Source organism: Bradyrhizobium aeschynomenes (genome assembly GCF_013178945.1).
Taxonomy (GTDB): Bacteria; Pseudomonadota; Alphaproteobacteria; order Rhizobiales; family Xanthobacteraceae; genus Bradyrhizobium; species Bradyrhizobium aeschynomenes.
Window position 1 is genome coordinate 86,198 of record NZ_JABFDM010000019.1, and the last position, 16,974, is coordinate 103,171.

At 66.2% G+C, this 16,974-nt stretch carries 13 protein-coding genes; 7 read left to right on the plus strand and 6 right to left on the minus strand.

Translation table 11 applies throughout. The features are described from left to right. Positions 1 to 147: 147 nt before the first annotated feature. A complete protein-coding gene (locus HL666_RS32655; protein WP_172110208.1) occupies positions 148 to 738 on the plus strand; it encodes a TetR/AcrR family transcriptional regulator in 591 nt (196 codons plus the stop codon). 274 nt (positions 739 to 1,012) lie between these two features. Here HL666_RS32655 and HL666_RS32660 read toward each other — a convergent pair whose 3' ends face one another. From HL666_RS32660 to HL666_RS32670, 3 genes are all read right to left on the minus strand, one after another. Next, positions 1,013 to 1,354: a zinc-ribbon domain-containing protein gene (locus HL666_RS32660; RefSeq protein WP_210262418.1), complete on the minus strand. Its 342-nt coding sequence runs from the start codon at positions 1,352 to 1,354 to the stop codon at positions 1,013 to 1,015. A 1-nt stretch (position 1,355) separates the two neighbouring features. Next, positions 1,356 to 2,057: an alpha/beta fold hydrolase gene (locus tag HL666_RS32665; protein WP_172133792.1), complete on the minus strand. Its 702-nt coding sequence runs from the start codon at positions 2,055 to 2,057 to the stop codon at positions 1,356 to 1,358. An 815-nt stretch (positions 2,058 to 2,872) separates the two neighbouring features. Beyond that, positions 2,873 to 3,673 carry an IclR family transcriptional regulator domain-containing protein gene (locus HL666_RS32670; protein WP_172110206.1) on the minus strand — a complete coding sequence of 267 codons (801 nt, stop codon included), beginning with the start codon at positions 3,671 to 3,673 and terminating at the stop codon, positions 2,873 to 2,875. Between the two features lie 211 nt (positions 3,674 to 3,884). Between HL666_RS32670 and HL666_RS32675 the strand changes: the two genes are divergently transcribed. Then, positions 3,885 to 5,243: an aromatic ring-hydroxylating dioxygenase subunit alpha gene (locus HL666_RS32675; protein ID WP_172185638.1), complete on the plus strand. Its 1,359-nt coding sequence runs from the start codon at positions 3,885 to 3,887 to the stop codon at positions 5,241 to 5,243. Between the two features lie 287 nt (positions 5,244 to 5,530). Beyond that, positions 5,531 to 6,970 (plus strand): glutamine synthetase family protein, encoded by a 1,440-nt coding sequence (locus tag HL666_RS32680; RefSeq protein WP_172185640.1) that lies wholly within the window; start codon positions 5,531 to 5,533, stop codon positions 6,968 to 6,970. A gap of 6 nt (positions 6,971 to 6,976) precedes the next feature. Here the strand turns inward: HL666_RS32680 and HL666_RS32685 are convergent, their stop codons facing one another. Then, on the minus strand, positions 6,977 to 7,681 hold the full coding sequence (locus HL666_RS32685) for an SDR family oxidoreductase (RefSeq protein ID WP_172185642.1): 705 nt from the start codon (positions 7,679 to 7,681) through the stop codon (positions 6,977 to 6,979). A gap of 269 nt (positions 7,682 to 7,950) precedes the next feature. Between HL666_RS32685 and HL666_RS32690 the strand changes: the two genes are divergently transcribed. Further along, a complete protein-coding gene (locus HL666_RS32690) occupies positions 7,951 to 9,555 on the plus strand; it encodes a hybrid sensor histidine kinase/response regulator (RefSeq protein ID WP_172110202.1) in 1,605 nt (534 codons plus the stop codon). Between the two features lie 62 nt (positions 9,556 to 9,617). Then, positions 9,618 to 10,652 (plus strand): magnesium and cobalt transport protein CorA, encoded by a 1,035-nt coding sequence (locus HL666_RS32695; RefSeq protein ID WP_172110201.1) that lies wholly within the window; start codon positions 9,618 to 9,620, stop codon positions 10,650 to 10,652. Positions 10,653 to 10,792: 140 nt separating this feature from the next. Here the strand turns inward: HL666_RS32695 and HL666_RS32700 are convergent, their stop codons facing one another. Continuing rightward, on the minus strand, positions 10,793 to 12,409 hold the full coding sequence (locus HL666_RS32700; protein WP_172185644.1) for an ABC transporter substrate-binding protein: 1,617 nt from the start codon (positions 12,407 to 12,409) through the stop codon (positions 10,793 to 10,795). Positions 12,410 to 12,556: 147 nt separating this feature from the next. Between HL666_RS32700 and HL666_RS32705 the strand changes: the two genes are divergently transcribed. Further along, positions 12,557 to 13,285: an SDR family oxidoreductase gene (locus tag HL666_RS32705; protein WP_172185646.1), complete on the plus strand. Its 729-nt coding sequence runs from the start codon at positions 12,557 to 12,559 to the stop codon at positions 13,283 to 13,285. Positions 13,286 to 13,497: 212 nt separating this feature from the next. After that, positions 13,498 to 15,573 (plus strand): methyl-accepting chemotaxis protein, encoded by a 2,076-nt coding sequence (locus tag HL666_RS32710; protein ID WP_172185648.1) that lies wholly within the window; start codon positions 13,498 to 13,500, stop codon positions 15,571 to 15,573. Positions 15,574 to 16,752: 1,179 nt separating this feature from the next. Here the strand turns inward: HL666_RS32710 and HL666_RS32715 are convergent. After that, positions 16,753 to 16,974, minus strand: a 222-nt coding sequence (locus HL666_RS32715) for a hypothetical protein (RefSeq protein WP_210262420.1), incomplete at its 5' end; no start/stop codon positions are given.

A 16,974-nucleotide genomic window follows, 5' to 3' on the forward strand; every position in this document is an offset into this window, starting at 1 on the left:
TTACGGGCGTGTGTCCGTCCAGATCCAGCGACCGCGGGACGACGAGCTGAGCAAAGGTTGGCTGTCCCGGGTGGCAGGTCTATTTATACGGAGGGCTCCTCCGTTTAGCAAGGGGACATGAACGGTCCGTCATCAAGAGCTGGTGAGATGGAGACGAAACCACAAGAGCACCATCGCAAGCCGCGTGCGGATGCGCAGCGCAATCGCGAGCGTGTGCTGGAGGCGGCCAAGGCGGTGTTCAGCGTCGGCGGCGCCGAGGCCAGCCTGGAAGCGGTGGCGCGCCAGGCCGGCGTCGGCATCGGCACGCTGTACCGTCATTTCCCCACCCGCGAGGACCTGTTCGAGGCGGTCTATCGCCGCGAGGTCGAGCAGCTTGCCGAACTGGCCGAGGAGTTGAAGAGCGAGCCCTTGCCGGTCGAGGCGCTCCGCCGCTGGCTGCGTTCGACGGTGCAGTTCGTCGCCACCAAGAAGGGCATGATGGCCGCGCTCGCGATCGTGATGACCGCGAATTCCGAGCTCGCGGCCTATTCGCACGCCCATCTCACCCGCTCGATCGGCGCGCTGCTCGGCCGCGCCGTCGACGCCGGCGAGATCCGCGGCGACATCACCGCCGATGACGTCCTGCGCGCGTTGATCGGCATGTGCTACATGCACGACCAGACCGGCTGGCAGCAGAGCGTGCTGCGGCTGCTGGATGTATTCGTGGATGGGTTGAGGGTGGGGCACAAGCAGACGTGAGCGCGCCTCACGGGACACGTGAGCTGCGCATCGCTTGCGACGAATTCGCCGGCCCTCTCGTCCAGGCGATGCTTTGTGGAGCCGTAAGTTCTCTCCATCGTCATTCCGGGGCGCGCGAAGCGCGAGCCCGGAATCCATAGCCACGAGCGTTGCTGAAACTCTCGGTGCCTCCGCACGCCGTTCTCGCTCCAAAACGAATCGCCGGGAGTATGGATTCCGGGCTCATTCGCGTGCCGCGAATGCCCCGGAATGACGACGGTGGGATTGGAAGATGCTAGGAAACTGGCGTTCCGCACGCGGCGCAGAGTTTTGCGCGCGGTGTTCTCAGCGGCTTGCCACACGACGTGCATGGCGGACCGAAATCGCTTCGTCGATGGTGCCAGATCGCAAGGGCATTCGTCTCCTCGAAGCCGGTCAGTTCGCGGTATCGCTGCAGCGCGCCCGCTTTGCCGTCGACCGCAGCTGCGGCTTGCCCAAGCGTGCATTCATTCGACCGCCGATAGTCTTTGATGTCGTCAATCCGCTTTCTCAGGAGAGGCTCGATCTCGGCCCACTCCTGTTCGTCGAGCATGGGCACTTCGATGCCGCAACGCCAGCAATAGGCTGTGATCGCCATCTCACCCCCTCAACCACTCCATCAGCGCCTGCGCCGTTTCCTCCGGCTGCTCGGGCTGCGGCAGGTGGCCGCAATTCTCCAGCACGACCAGCCAGCTGCCGTCGATGCCGTCGGCCATCTCCTTCGACAGGCTGTTCGGGATGGTATTGTCGGTGTCGCCGGTCAGCACCAGGGTCGGGCAGCGGATCGCGGTCAAGGTCGGCCGCGAGTCCGGACGCGACATGATCGCCGTCAACTGCCGGATGAAGCCCATGACGCCGACCTCCTCGGCCATGTCGTGCACCATCTGGCGCAGTCGCGGATCGTCCTGGCGCGACGGATGCACGAAGCCTGCGAACAGCTCGTCGACAATGCCATGGTAGTCGCCGTCCTTCGCGCGCGTGATCATGGTGCGGCGCCGCGCGCCGGCCTCCGGCGTATCGGGCCGCGCCTGGGTGTTGATCAGCGCCAGCCGGCCGACGCGCTCCGGCGCCTGGCGCATGATCTCGAAGGCAATGTAGCCGCCCATCGAATGACCGGCGAGCGCGAAGCGCGGCGGCGCCTCGGCTAGGATGCGGCGTGCGATTCCGGCCATGCTGTCATCGCGGATGTGGTTCGCCACCATCACCGGCGCGAGCCGCCACAGCGCGGGAACGACCGGCGCATAGATGCGCGGCGACGAGATCAGTCCGGGCACCAGCACGAGCGGCAGCGCTTCAGTCATGGCTCTTCCCCTGGATGGCATTACCGGGTGTCTCGCGCCCGATGTGCCATTTACGCGCGAGACGCCGCCGATGTCCAACGAAGTCGACCGTTTCACGCTGAGCTCCGGGGGGCGACCTCGTCCCCTCCGGCTCTCTGCTCCCGGCAATGGGGCTGACCGGTCGTCGCGGTGAACAGGCCGCATGCGATGTCGCCTGGAGTACCGCTCGCTGCGGTCTCTCGTGATCGCGTCGCCATTCGCGGCAATCTGGTGGCGCCGTCCGCAATTCGCGCGCGAGGCCGGGATCTAATTACTTGCGCCCCGGATCATGCCACCATCGCATGCGGCGCGATGATACCTGGAGAGTTCGTCAATCGTGGCAAACGGGGTCGGGTGTCATGATAATATCACGTAATGGGCATGCAGCGAAGCGCAGGCGCGATTGCGACCATAACGATTAGTTCGTTGAGGGCGAAACTTCACGTGGCCGCACGCGGTCGGCTTGCTTGTTTGCTCGCGGCGATGAGTTGCTGGCACTGTGCTGCGAGTGATGACATCGCAGCCACTGTCGCAGGGCGCGGACGATCATCTTCGCCATGATTGGCCGCAGTGCAGGGAGCGACGAAGATGCCGCCGGTGGATCGCGAGCAGAGGGGCTTGGTCCGCAGAGCTGGTCCCGTCGGGCTGGCGATGCAGTTGCGCCGCCAGCAGCCATGCCGGGCAGGTGCCGGGAGCGGAGCTCGCGATGGCGCGAGCGGAGGCGTTGGCCGGAGTCGTGACGGTTGCGTGCGCCGATTCATCGCAGCCCGTGTCAGCCTGCCGGGGGCAGCGGACGATCAGACCAGCAGCGGCTGGACCGTTGCCGACAGCTTGTTCAGCAGCGGCAGGAAGCGCTCCTTCATCTCATCGACCGAGATGCGATCGACATGGCCGCCGATATTCGCCGCCGCGACGATGCCGCCGTCATAGCGGCGTATCGGCACGGAAATCGAGCGAAAGCCCGGTTCCGCCTCGCCATCGACGAGCGAATAGCCATCGCTGCGGACCGCCGAGATCGCCGCGATCAGCGCCTCCCTGTCGGTCGAGGTCTGCGGCGTCGGCGCCGTCAGCGTCATGCGCTCGATCGTGTGGCGCAGCTGATCGTCCGGCATCCGGCTGAGCAGCACGCGACCGACCGAGGTGCAGAAGGCGGGCAGACGGTAGCCGATCTCCAGCCCGGTGGAGAACATGCGCGCCGGCGTCGCGCGCGCGATGAACACCACCTGGTCGCCGTCGAGGACGGCGAGGGAGCAGACCTCGTGGGCCTCACTGGCCGCCATGTCCATCAACGGCTGCATGACGCTGTTGAGCTGGTTGGAGGCGAGATAGCTGGATGCCAGCAGCAGGACGCGCGGCGTCAGCGAGAAGAGGCGGTCGTCGCCATGCACGAAGCCGGAGGCTTTCAGGGTCAGCAGAATCCGTCGCACCGTGGCGCGGGCAAGGCCGGTGAGTTCCGCGGCCTTGCTCAGCGTCATCGGCCGGCCCTCGCGACTGAAGGCCTGGATGACGCGCAAGCCACGGTCGAGAGCCTCCACGAACTCGGGACCATCGCCCCGGGCCTGCTTCTTCTCCTCATCAGTGCGCTTTAGTTTCGGCATCGGCCCGACACGATCCGCTGTTGTTGTTCTCGGCCGCAGTGAAACTGCTGCCCGCCTGCCCCTCGGCTTCGGTTGTAGCTTTTTCACTTGCGCTTCTCCCCACTTAAAGCGAATCTAATCTGGGCGAACATGTGTTCGTCTAGCGAACATTATTAGATGATCACGTGACGCTCAACGCCCGACTTGCGACGGAACAGGAGAGACGGCCATCATGATGAGCCAGGAGCAGAACGACCTGATCACCCGCATCGGACCCGGCGCGCCTGCCGGTAAACTAATGAGGATGTATTGGCAGCCGGCTGCGCTGGTCGATGAGCTGGCGGGCGAGCGCCCGGTGCGCGCGGTCAAGCTGCTCGGTCAGGACTTCGTTCTCTTCAAGGATGGGAATGGCCGCTATGGCCTACTGGACCGGGATTGTCCGCATCGCGGCGCCGACCTCGCCTTCGGACGATTGGAGAATGGCGGGCTGCGTTGCGCCTTCCACGGCTGGCTGTTCGACGCCGACGGAAACTGCCTGGAGACGCCGGCGGAGCCGGCCGGCTCGCCGCTGTGCAAGAACGTCAAGCAGCGCTCTTATCCGGTGGTCGAGAAGGGCGGCATCCTCTGGGCCTGGCTTGGCGACGGCGCCGCGCCGGCGTTCCCGGATCTCGACTGCTTCACCGCGCCCGATACCTACACCTTCGCCTTCAAGGGCCTGATCGAGTGCAACTGGCTCCAGGCGCTGGAGGTCGGCATCGACCCGGCCCACGCCTCGTTCCTGCATCGCTTCTTCGAGGACGAGGACACCTCGACGGCCTATGGCAAGCAGTTCCGCGGCGCCTCGGCTGACAGCGAGCTGCCGATGACCAAGGTGCTGCGCGAGTACGATCGCCCGATCATCAATGTCGAGCGCACCGAGTACGGCCTGCGCATCATCGCGCTGCGCGAGATCGACGCCGAGCGCACCCACGTCCGCGTCACCAACCAGCTGTTTCCGCATGCCTTCGTGATTCCGATGAGCACGGAGATGACGATCACGCAATGGCACGTGCCGGTCGATGACGAGACCTGCTACTGGTACGCCATCTTCACCAGCTACGGCGCGCCGGTGGACCGGGCGAAGATGCGGGCGCAGCGGCTGGAGCTCTACGAGCTGCCGGACTATCGCTCGCGCAAGAACAAGAGCAACGACTACGGCTTCGATCCCCGCGAGCAGGCGACCGCGACCTACACCGGCATGGGCAACGACATCAACGTGCACGACCAGTGGGCGGTGGAGTCGATGGGCCGGATCCAGGACCGCACCCGCGAGCATCTCGGGCAGTCCGACAAGGCGATCATCCAATATCGCCGCATGCTGCGCGAGCAGATCGAGAAGGTCGCGAGCGGCGAGCCGCCGATGCTGTTCCTCGATGCCGCCGAGGCCCGTAGCGTGCAGGGCCCGGCGACGATGGACGGCATCGGTCCGACACGCGGCTGGGAGACCTACTGGATGGAAGTCGACGTCCGCCGCCGCCGCAACGCCCCCTGGGCAGCGCCGGTGCCGGCGGACATCGTGCGCCTCGCGCCGCATCTCAGCGCTGCGGAGTGATGGTGAGCGTGAGCGCGCATTTGATGGGGGCTGTCGCGACGAGCAGCCTTGTCAATTATTTACTCCGTCATGCCCGGGCTCGTCCCGGGCATCCACGCCGTCCTCGGGATACCGAACAACGTGGATGGCCGGGACAAGCCCGGCCATGACGATGTGGACACAGACGGGTGCTACACTGCGATCTCCAAATGCGATTGCCCAGCCGCAGGCGGGTGAGGCCGGCACCGAACCTTCCCGACGGCCGCGAACTCGATCGCGCGCCTCGCCATCCTAATCAGGAGTCATCGTTGAGTTTCGTCGACAAGCATCAGCTGTGGAGCGCCGAGCAGGCCGAGGCCGCGGTGCGCATGCGCCGCCTCGCCGAGGAGCACGGGCTCACCACGATCCGCTTCTCGTTCCCGGATCAGCACGGCATCCTGCGCGGCAAGACGCTCACGATCGATGCCGCACTGTCCTCGCTGGAGAGCGGCTGCTCGATCACCACGACCCTGCTCGCCAAGGACACCTCGCACCGCACGGTGTTTCCGGTGTTCACCGCCGGCGGCGGCTTCGGCATGGCCGAGATGCAGGGTGGCAGCGACGCGCTGATGGTCGCCGATCCCACCACGTTCCGCGTGCTGCCCTGGGCGCCCGGCACCGGCTGGGTGCTGTGCGACCTGTATTTCGCCAATGGCGCGCCCGTGCCGTTCGCCACGCGCAACCTCTATCGATCGGCATTGGCGAGGCTCGATCAGCGCGGCTATCAGTTCATGGCCGGCCTCGAGGTCGAATGCCACATCTTCAAGGTCGAAGACCCCCGTCTCGCCCCTGGCGACGCCGGCATGCCGGGCCAGCCCGGCGCGCCGCCCACCGTCAGCCTGCTGACGCAGGGCTATCAGTATCTCACCGAGCAGCGCTTCGATCAGATGGAGCCGGCCCTCGAGCTCATCAGGGCGAATCTCGTCGCACTCGGTCTGCCGCTGCGTTCGATCGAGCTCGAATACGGGCCGAGCCAGTGCGAGTTCGTGTTGCAGCCGTCGCTCGGCCTCGTGCCGGCCGATACGATGGTGCTGTTCCGCAGCGCCGTGAAGCAGATCGCGCAGCGCCACGGCTATCACGCCACCTTCATGTGCCGGCCGCGCATTCCGAACGTGATGTCGTCGGGCTGGCATCTGCACCAGTCGCTGGTGGCGCGCGACGGCAGCAACGCATTCATGACGCAGGACGCTGAGGGTCTGTCCGCGCTCGGCCGCCACTACATGGCGGGCCTGCTCGCGCATGCGCGCGCCTCTGCGGTATTCTCGACCCCAACGATCAACGGCTACCGGCGCTATCGCTCCTACTCGCTGGCGCCGGACCGCGCCATCTGGGGACGCGACAACCGGGGCGTCATGATCCGCGTGCTCGGCGGCGCCGGCGATCGCGCCACACGGCTGGAGAACCGCATCGGCGAGCCCGCCGCCAACCCCTATCTCTACATGGCCTCGCAGATCGCAGCCGGTCTCGACGGCATCGACCGCCAGCTCGACCCCGGCCCGTCGGCCGACGTGCCCTACGAGACCAAGGCGAGCCCGCTGCCAAAATCGCTCCGCGAGGCCGTCGATGCGCTGAAGGACGACGCATTCTTCCGCGAAGCCTTCGGCGCCACCTTCATCGACTACTACACCTTCATCAAGAACGCCGAGATCGAGCGCTTCCAGCAGGAAGTGTCCGACTGGGAGCAGCGCGAGTATTTCGAGATGTTCTGACGCGTCTCACACGCTGCGCGTCAACCCGCCGTCGACCCGGATGTTCTGGCCGGTGATGTAGGCCGCGCCCTCGGAGGCGAGGAACGCGATGGTGGCGGCGATCTCTTCCGACTTGCCGTAGCGGCCCAACGGCACTGTGCTGCGGCGCTCCTCGGTGGCCGGCAGGCTGTCGATCCAGCCGGGCAGCACGTTGTTCATCCGGATGTTGTCGGCAGCATAGCTGTCGGTGAAGATCTTGGTGAACGCGGCGAGACCGGCGCGGAACACCGCCGAGGTCGGAAACATCGCCGACGGCTCGAAGGTCCAGGCCGTCGAGATGTTGATGATCGCGCCATTCTTCTGCGCCTGCATGATCGGCGTGACCAGGCGCGTCGGACGGATCACGTTCAGCAGATAGGTATCGAGCCCACCGTGCCACTGCTCGTCGGTCAATTCCAGGATCGGCGCCCGCGGACCGTGTCCGGCGCTGTTGACGAGCACGTCGATGCGGCCCCAGCGGCTGACGGCACCGTCGACGAGGCGCTTGAGATCATCGTTGGACGTGTTCGATCCGGTGACGCCGAGGCCGCCGAGCTCAGCGGCCAGCGCCTCGCCCTTGCCCGATGACGACAGGATCGCGACCTGGAATCCGTCAGCCGCGAGACGGCGCGCCGCCGCCGCGCCCATGCCGCTGCCGCCGGCGGTGACCAGCGCGACCTTTTGTCCTGTCATGACGTGTGCTCCTGCCCGGATGATCGAAGCGACGATGTAGCTGCTCGCTGCCATCCGGTCGAGGGCACGAGGCGGGTATCGCCATCTTCGCGAGGATTGTTCCCGCGTCCGCTCGTCGCATTTTCGTGAGATTGCACGGGCCGGCTTTCACGCAGGCCTTGGCTGCGGGAACCCGAGCCCATCGGGCGGCATATCGATGTGCGCTGCATCGGAACACGGCGCCCGCGCAATCATGCGCGTCATCACGGGACCAAGGCGGAGCAGGGAAGATGTCAGAGCACAGGCCGCAGCGCGATCGCGCCGTCGTCGACAGCGGCGATGCGTCCGATCTGTCGTCGGAGCGTCACGACATCTTCTTCGCCGCCGTCGAGACGACGCGGATGCCGATGATCGTCACCGATCCGCGCCAGAACGATAATCCCATTCTGTTTGCCAACCGGGCGTTTCTGGAGATGACCGGCTACGATCTCAGCGAGATCGTCGGATCCAATTGCCGTTTCCTGCAGGGGCCGGACACCGATCGCGACACCATCGATGCGGTCCGCACCGCGATCGCGAACCGTCAGGACATCGCGGTCGAGATCCTCAATTACCGCAAGAACGGCGCGGCGTTCTGGAATGCGCTGTTCATCAGCCCGGTCTACAACCGGAGCGGCGAGCTGGTGTATTTCTTCGGCTCGCAGCTCGATGTCTCGCGCCGGCGCGACGCGGAGAGTGCGCTGGTGCAGTCCCAGAAGATGGAGGCCATCGGCCAGCTCACGGGCGGCATCGCGCACGATTTCAACAACATCCTGCAGGTCATCATCGGCTACACCGAGACCCTGCAGGGGGCTGTCAGCGAGCTCGCGCCGCGGCACCGCCGGGCCGTCGACAACATCCGCGCGGCGGCCAACCGCGCCGCGACCTTGACGCAGCAGCTGCTGTCGTTCGCGCGCAAGCAGCGGCTCGACAGCCGGCCGATCAACCTCAACAACATGATCGAGACCATGGTGCAGATGGCGCGGCACACGCTCGGCGAAAGCGTCCGCATCGTCGTGAAGGCGCAGCCGGGCCTGTGGAACAGCCGGGTCGACCAGACCCAGGCAGAGGTCGCGCTGCTCAACCTGTTCGTCAATGCGCGCGATGCGATGCCACAGGGCGGCACGCTCACGATTCGCACCGAGAACAAGGAGATCGCCGAGGAGGACATCGCGCAGTTCGGCGTGCCCAAGGCCGGGCGTTACGTCGCGCTGAAGGTGTCGGACGACGGCGTCGGTATTCCGCACCACATTCTCGCACGCGTCGCGGAGCCCTTTTTCACGACCAAGGAGGAGGGCAAGGGCACCGGTCTCGGCCTCGCCATGGTCTACGGGTTCACGCGCCAGTCCGGCGGCAGCACCTACATCTACAGCGAGGTCGGCCTCGGCACGACCGTGCAGCTGCTGTTCCCGGCGACAGAGCAGGCGATCGCGGCGCCGTCCATCCGTCCCGCGATGGCGATGGATCGCACCGGCAGCGAGCGCATTCTGATCGTCGAGGATCGCGCCGAGGTGGCCGAGCTCGCGCGCTCGATCCTGGAGGATTTCGGCTACCGCACCGAGGTCGCCGCCAATGCGCACGCGGCATTGGAGCTGTTGGATTCGGAGACCCGCTTCGATCTGCTGTTCACGGATCTCGTAATGCCCGGCGGCATGAACGGCACGGTGCTGGCGCGAGAGGCGCGCAAGCGCCAGCCGAAGCTGAAGGTGCTGCTCACGACCGGCTATTCCGACGCCGCGGTCGAGCGCGCCGATGCCAATATCGGCGAGTTCGAGATCATCAACAAGCCGTACCGCCGCACCGATCTGGTCCGCCGCGTCCGCCAATTGCTCGACGGCCCGACCGGCGTGACCTGATGCGCCGCTTGACCCGGCGAGTCCTCGCGTCGAAAGTCGGTCCGCAGAGCGGAGAGTCCACCATGCGTCACGTCACGATGCAGACAGCCGATGCGCCGGCCGTTCGGGCGCATGGCGAGCCGCGCGAACCCGGCGTGGTCGCGGCCGGCGTCTATGCCGATGGCCGCCGCGTCGCCGACATCCCGATCGAGGACGCCGGCGCCTGGAGCAAGCGGCCGGGCCACGTGGTTTGGATCGGGCTGCACGAGCCGGATGCGGCGCTGCTGCAACGGGTGGCCGATCAGTTCGGCCTGCACGAACTCGCGATCGAGGATGCGTCGAAGGCGCATCAGCAGCCGAAGGTCGAGCGATATGGCGATGCACTGTTCGTTGTCGCGCGCACTGCGCAGCTCGTCAAGGAGCATATTGTATTCGGCGAGACCCACGTCTTCGTCGGCCCCGGCTTCGTCGTCTCGGTGCGCCACGGCGCCTCGACCTCCTATGGCGCGGTGCGGGAGCGCTGCGAGAGCTGTCCGGGCTCGCTCGCCAAGGGCGAGGACTACATCCTCTATGCGATCCTCGACTTCATCGTCGACAACTACCGGCCGGTGACCGAGAGCATCATGGCCGAGGTCGAGACCCTGGAGGAGGTCGTGCTGCAGCGGCCGCTGGCGCGCCACGAGGTCGACCGGCTGTATCGCCTGCGGCGCGATCTCCTGCGGCTGCGCCGCGCCGTGGGTCCGGTGGTCGACGTCTGCAAGCGGCTCGAGCATGTCGACAACGTCGCGATCGATGCCGAGATGGCTCCCTTGTTTCGCGACGTGCTCGACCACGCCAGGCGCGCCGAGGAGGATGCGGATTCCCTTCGCGAGATCCTCGCTTTCGTGTTCGAGGCCAGCATGATGGCCGGCCAGGCGCAGCAGACCGACATCGCCCGCAGGCTCACCGCCTGGGCTGCCATCCTCGCGGTGCCGACCGCGGTCGCCGGCATCTACGGCATGAACTTCGAGCACATGCCGGAGCTGAAATGGCAGTACGGCTACTACGCGGTGCTCGGCTTCATCGCGGTCGTGTGCAGCACGCTGTACTGGCAGTTCAGGCGGCGCGGGTGGTTGTGAGGAAAAGGCAATTCTGGTGTCGGTGTCATTCCGGGGCGGCGCACGCAAGCGCGTCGAGCCCGGAATCCATTCTGCAGCGCGTTGTGTGGTGAGATGGATTCCGGGCTCGTGCTGCGCACGCCCCGGAATGACGAGCGAAACTACCCCTTCACGAACTGTCGATAGTCCGGCTCGCGGTGAAACCAGAACTCGTAGCCGCTCACCGCCTTCTGCATCGCGACGTCGTGGATCGGCTGGTTCAGCGGCACCACCGGGACCTCGCGCATGCACAGAGCGATGAAGGCCTTCACTGTGCTCTCATACTCGCCGGCATCCGTCGTGAAGCGTGCCTTGTCGATCAGCGCGTCCATCTCCTTGCTCTGGTAGGACGAGATGTTGAAGATCGAATTGCGGCCGTGGAAATTCCAGTAGAAATAATATTCGGGATAATCGAGCCAGCCTGAGAACCGATTGAGCGCCATCGGCAGCTCCTTCTTGTTCAGCGTCGTGCGCCAGTTGGCGCCGGGAATCTTCTCGATTCCCGCCTTGATGCCGATCTTGGCGAGGCTCTCCTGGATCAGGATCGCGGTGGGCTCGCCGACCGTCGCCGTGCCTGCGTCGAGCGACAACGTCGTCTCCAGGCCCTCCAGGCCGGCCTCCTTCATCAAAGCCTTGGCCTTATCGAGGTCGGTCACATAGGGAAACGGCTGCGGCCATACCGGCTTCGACACCTCCGCTGCGCCGCCATACATCGGCACCGCGCGGCCGAAGAACGCGCTCGACTGGATCTGCTCATAGGGCATCGCCCAGGCGATCGCCTGGCGCAGCTTGACATTGTCGAACGGCGGCTTGGCGGTGTTGAGCGCGACATACCACAGCGCGTTGGGGATCGGCACGCCCGTGACCTTGACCTTGCCCTCCTTGATCAGCTGATCGAAATCGCGCGGCGCAAAGCCGCTGGAGAGATCCGCATCGCCGCGCTCGAGCATCGCCCGCCGCGTGCCGGCCGAGGGAATGTCGCGCGCGATCACGCGCTTGATCTTCGGCAAGGGTCCGCATGTCCAATTGTCGAACCGGCTCAGGATGGTCTCCGTGCCCGGCTTCCAGCTCTCCACCTTGTAGGCGCCGCCGCCGGCCTCGTTGGCCTTCAGCCAGGCGAGCGCCCACGGATCTTCCGCCGTCACGTTCTTCTTGGCGAGCTCCGAATTGATGATGAAGGGCACGACCACCGCGACGTTGAACAGCAGCATCTTGTCCTTGCGGATATAGTCGATGCGGAAGGTGTGATCGTCCACCACGACGAACTGCTCCGGCTTCTCCAGCGATCCCGCCGACATCTGGAAGGTCGGGAAGCCGCCGACCGACACCGCGCGGTCGAACGACCATTTGACGTCCTTCGCGGTCACCTTCGTGCCGTCATGGAAGGTCGCGTCCTTGCGCAGCTTGAAGGTGCAGGACATGCCGTCGGCGGCGACCTCCCAGCTCTCGGCCAGCTCCGGCGCCAGCACGGCGCGGTCGTAGGACGTCGTGCCGTCCGGCAGGGCCTTGGCCGCATAGCTGAGCAGCCGGTCGTAGCAGTTCCAGGCGAGCCCGTTCACGGTCTGGTTCGAGCCGACGCCCTGCATGTCCAGCGAGTTCGGCCCGAGCTCCTGCACCACCAGCAGCGTCTCGGCGCGGCCCTGCGACCAGGCGCTGCGCGGTGCCAAGGTCAGCCCGGCGGCGCCGAGACCGCCGAGCAGGAGGCTGCGGCGTGTGAAATCGAAATGCGAGCTGCTCATTGGGACCCCCCTGCGGTGCACGAATTGCCCTCGTCGAGGCAAGGCGCGTGCCAGCGAGGGCCCAGCCATGCCGGCCGATTGCCCCCCGACATCGCGCGCCATCTTTTGCTACGCTGATCGGCAGATCACAGCGGTGAGGAGGCGACGATGGCGGGAGCGCTCGAACGCAAGGTAGCAGCCGTGACCGGCGCGGCGTCCGGCATCGGGCTCGCCAGCAGCGAGGTGATGCTGGCGGCTGGCGCCCGCGTGGTGATGATCGACCGCGATGCCGCGGCGCTGGCGCGTCTTCGCGAGCGGCACGGCGACGCCATGATCCCCGTGGTCATCGACCTGCTCGACCCCACGGATTGCGCCACGCTGATGCCGCGGGTGCTGGACGCGGCCGGACGGCTCGACATCCTCCACGCCAATGCCGGCAGCTATCTCGGCGGCGACCTCGTCGAGACCAGCGGCGACGCGATCGACCGCATGCTGACCCTCAACGTCAACGTCGTCATGAAGAACGTGCGCGACGTGCTCCCGCACATGATCGCGCGCGGGTCCGGCGACGTCATCGTCACCAGCTCGCTCGCCGCGCACTATCCGACCCCCTGGGAGCCGGTCTATGCCTCGTCGAAATGGGCGATCGACTGCTTCGTTCAGACCACGCGCCGCCAGGTCTTCAAGCACGGCATCCGCGTCGGCGCGATCTCGCCGGGCCCGGTCGTCACCGCGCTGATCGCCGACTGGCCGGCCGAGAAGCTGAAGGAGGCGCGCGAGTCCGGCAGCCTGCTGGAGCCCTCGGAGGTCGCCGAGGTGATCATGTTCATGCTGATGCGTCCGCGCGGCATGACCATCCGCGACGTCGTGATGCTGCCGACGAATTTCGATCTGTAGAAGACGTCAGCCTCCCATGAGCTGGGAGCAGTCCGAGGTCATCGCCGCGCCCGGCCCCTCTGTTGCGATGGCCGGTGTGACGGTCCTTCCGGAGCGGCCGCCCTGGTGCCTTCCGCGGATGACGACCACTCCGTGGAACTACGGGTGTCGAATTAAGCATCGTCTTAAGCATACGATTCTAGCTTCATTCGACTCGAACCCGGGATTCAACGATGAAGATCGGCCGCCTCTTTGCAATCTCCATGCTTTCCGTAACGGCGCTTGCCGTCCTGCCTGCCGCCCAGGTCGTCATCGAGCAGGTCAGAGCGGTCAGCGACAAGGCGGAAGCGATCAGGACCGTCGAGGCGTTCGGCGCGGTGCTGCTCTACGCGCAGGATGTCGTCGGTCATCGCGCCCCCTACATCACCCCGATCTTCCAGGACAATCCGGCAACGCCGGCGCAGCTGGAAGGCGTCCGCAAGATCAGGCAGTCGTCCGAGGCGTCCTTTGCCAAGGCCCGCGCGCAGCTGGCGAACGTCTCCGACAGTGCGGCGATCACGCGGAGCCTGGAGCAGGCGTCGTCCAAGCTGTCCGAGATCCTCGCCAAGGTCGACCCCACACTGACCGTGCCGCTGAGTGCGCGGGATCCCGCTGTCATCAAGAGCCTCCTGCCGGGGGTGACCCAGGTGGCGCTCGCGATCGAGCCGATTCTGAACCAGTTGCAGAACCGTATCGCCAATGCCGACGCATCGCTGACGACGCTGCTCGACGTCGCCCGCACCGCGCAGGACCTGCGCGTGACCGCCGGCGGCCGCGCCGCCGCGCTGTCGCCGGCGCTCAGCGCCCGCCGCGCCGTGACGCCGGCCGAGAAGGCGGCGATGGACCGCGCCCAGGGCCGCACCGAGGTCGATCGCGAGCGTCTGGAGGCCGGCATCGACCAGCTCGGCAATCCGGAGCGCCTGCTGGCGGCCTTCAAGGACGCCCGAGAGGCCTATTTCGGACGCGCCGTTCCGATCATCGACAAGGACCTCGCAGCCGGGCTCGGCGACCTCAACTACACACTCACCGCCGACAGCCTGGCCGAGGCGGTCGTCCCGGCCGTGCAGAAGTTCTTCGTCGTGCGCGATGCCGCCATCACCGAGGCGCGCGACAGCGCCGTCGCGGCGCGTGACGCGGCCTATCGCATGCTGGCGCTGGCGATGGTCGTCGTTGTCGCCCTTGCCGGCATTCTCGTGTTCGTCACCATGCTGCTGCGCCGCCGCGTGATCAACCCGATCGTGAACCTGACAGGTCTGATCGGCGAAATGGCGGCCGGCCATGACGACGTGGCGATCCCGACGATCGATCGCGACGACGAGATCGCCGCGATGACCGGATCGCTGCAGACCTTCAAGGAAGCGCTGCTCGCGAAGAAGCGCGCCGAGCAGGAGGCCGCGGCCGAGGCGCAGGCCAAGATCGAGCGCGGCCAGCGCGTCGAGCGTTTCACGCGCGAGTTCGAGATGGCGATCGGCGACGTCGTCGGCATCGTGTCGTCGGCCTCGGCCGATCTGGAGCGTTCCGCCGCCTCGCTGACGACGACCGCTGGCCGCTCGCTGGAGCTCGCCACCGTGGTGACCTCGGCCTCCGAGGAAGCCTCGACCAACGTGCATTCGGTGGCCGCGGCCGCCGAGCAGATGAGCTCGTCGGTCAACGAGATCAGCCGCCAGGTGCAGGATTCCGCGCGCATCGCCAACGAGGCGCTGGCGCAGGCGCGCAAGACCAACGACAACGTCGCCGAGCTCGCCAAGGCCGCCGCGCGCATCGGCGACGTCGTCGAACTGATCAACGCGATCGCAGGACAAACCAATCTGCTCGCGCTCAACGCCACCATCGAGGCCGCCCGCGCCGGCGAGGCCGGCCGCGGCTTCGCGGTGGTCGCCTCCGAGGTCAAGGCACTCGCCGAGCAGACCGCCAAGGCCACCGGTGAGATCGGCCAGCAGATCGGCGGCATCCAGGCGGCGACCCAGGAGTCGGTCGGCTCGATCAAGGAAATCGGCGAGACCATCGCCCGGATGTCGGAGATCGCCTCCGCGATCGCGTCCGCCGTCGAGGAGCAGAGCTCGGCCACCCGCGAGATCTCGCGCAACGTCCAGCAGGCCGCGCACGGCACCCAGCAGGTCTCGGCGAACATCGCCAGCGTCCGGCATGGCGCCGACGAGACCGGCTCGGCCTCCTCGCAGGTGCTGTCCGCCGCCAAGTCGCTCTCCGGCCAGAGCAGCCGCCTCCGCGACGAGGTCAGCCGCTTCCTGGACTCGGTGCGGGCGGCGTAAGGCGGGCAGAGCATCGCGCGACACCGCGATGCCATCGATGGCTGCCGGCTCCGCCGTCCAGCGTGTCACCGCGGTCACTACAGGCTGCGGACGCGCGCCGCCGTCGCTGAGCTTCCGGTTAGCGCGGGAATGGCCACGCCGTGGAGCATTCGGCATGACGGTGACCGTGCACTGAACTTAGAAAGTGCGGCCGCTGCCGCCGTTCGGTGTGCAGTCCACAATCCCGCGGTGACGCAGGGACGTCGGGAAAGGGTACGCCGGGCTGAACGATCGACGACATCGCGCAAGGCGACGGGCATCGGCACCAAATGAGCCCGTCAAGGCCGAGATCGAAGGTAATGCCACGCTTGAAGCAAAGTGACGGTTGAGCCGTCGCCGGATTTCCTGACGCGGATCGAGACACGGATGCAGAACGCCATTGACGCGTTCCGCTCGACGGGCACGGCGGCCAAGGGTTCGACGGGCTCCACCGGGCAGTCTATGCCCGAAGCATCGCCGGCGCCGTGAGCCATTGAACGTCCGTTTCACTGTCAAACGTCAGCTCACCAACGCAGCAGTGTACATGTGCTGGGCGCCCGAGCGCTCATTGACCCGATTTTGAGTCCGCTGCGGGCGCTCCTGGAGCCGGTGGCGCTCCCGGAGCCGGGGGTGGTTGGACACTTATCACTCCAGGGAGATCGACGCTCTTCGTCTCCTTCTGCTGCTTATTGTCCGTAACAGTAACTGTCAGTCGCAAGCCCGGCTTTGCTTGCTCTACGAACGCAACTATCCACCCATCCTCGGAGCGCCCATTGATTTCTTTGAAATCCTTTTCTGTCGTCGATGTGATGGAGTACTGATAAGGGCGAGTACCTCCAGACGCGACAGTGATCAGCTGCTTTTCAGCGACTTTCACCGGCGCAAGTTCCAACGGAGCGCTCGGTTTCTCGGGGGTTCCAAAATAAAATCCGACGATCGTCCCGAGAATACCCATCAGGCCAGCGTATACTTCGCGGGCGCGTCGGAAACTATCATCAGTGGCTCCGGACGATTGGTATACTAAGACACCGGCGAGACCAATAGTCGCGAGCACGATGATAGAAGTGATGACACCTCGGGCGTAGCTAACGTCTTTCAACTCTTGAAGGACACGAGGATTAGCAAGCAAGACGGCGAGGATTCCGAGCACTAGGATCAAAATTACAGCCCCAGTGAACCATGATCCGAAACGTGCGAGCCCTGCAGCCGCTGCTCCCGCGGCGCCACCGCCACCGCCACCGCCACCACCGCCACCACCGCCACCGCCACCATCGCCGCCGCCCGGCGTCGTGGCGGCTGCTGGCGTCGCGGCGGCTGCTGGCGTCGTGGCGGCAGCTGGCGTCGTAGCGGCAGCTGGCGTCGTAGCGGCAGCTGGCGTCGTAG

Coding starts and splice junctions, on each gene's coding strand:
- HL666_RS32655 (WP_172110208.1), top strand. CDS start 148: ATGGAGACGAAACCACAAGAGCACCATCGCAAGCCGCGTGCGGATGCG.
- HL666_RS32660 (WP_210262418.1), bottom strand. CDS start 1,354: ATGGCGATCACAGCCTATTGCTGGCGTTGCGGCATCGAAGTGCCCATG.
- HL666_RS32665 (WP_172133792.1), bottom strand. CDS start 2,057: ATGACTGAAGCGCTGCCGCTCGTGCTGGTGCCCGGACTGATCTCGTCG.
- HL666_RS32670 (WP_172110206.1), bottom strand. CDS start 3,673: ATGCCGAAACTAAAGCGCACTGATGAGGAGAAGAAGCAGGCCCGGGGC.
- HL666_RS32675 (WP_172185638.1), top strand. CDS start 3,885: ATGATGAGCCAGGAGCAGAACGACCTGATCACCCGCATCGGACCCGGC.
- HL666_RS32685 (WP_172185642.1), bottom strand. CDS start 7,681: ATGACAGGACAAAAGGTCGCGCTGGTCACCGCCGGCGGCAGCGGCATG.
- HL666_RS32690 (WP_172110202.1), top strand. CDS start 7,951: ATGTCAGAGCACAGGCCGCAGCGCGATCGCGCCGTCGTCGACAGCGGC.
- HL666_RS32695 (WP_172110201.1), top strand. CDS start 9,618: ATGCGTCACGTCACGATGCAGACAGCCGATGCGCCGGCCGTTCGGGCG.
- HL666_RS32700 (WP_172185644.1), bottom strand. CDS start 12,409: ATGAGCAGCTCGCATTTCGATTTCACACGCCGCAGCCTCCTGCTCGGC.
- HL666_RS32705 (WP_172185646.1), top strand. CDS start 12,557: ATGGCGGGAGCGCTCGAACGCAAGGTAGCAGCCGTGACCGGCGCGGCG.
- HL666_RS32710 (WP_172185648.1), top strand. CDS start 13,498: ATGAAGATCGGCCGCCTCTTTGCAATCTCCATGCTTTCCGTAACGGCG.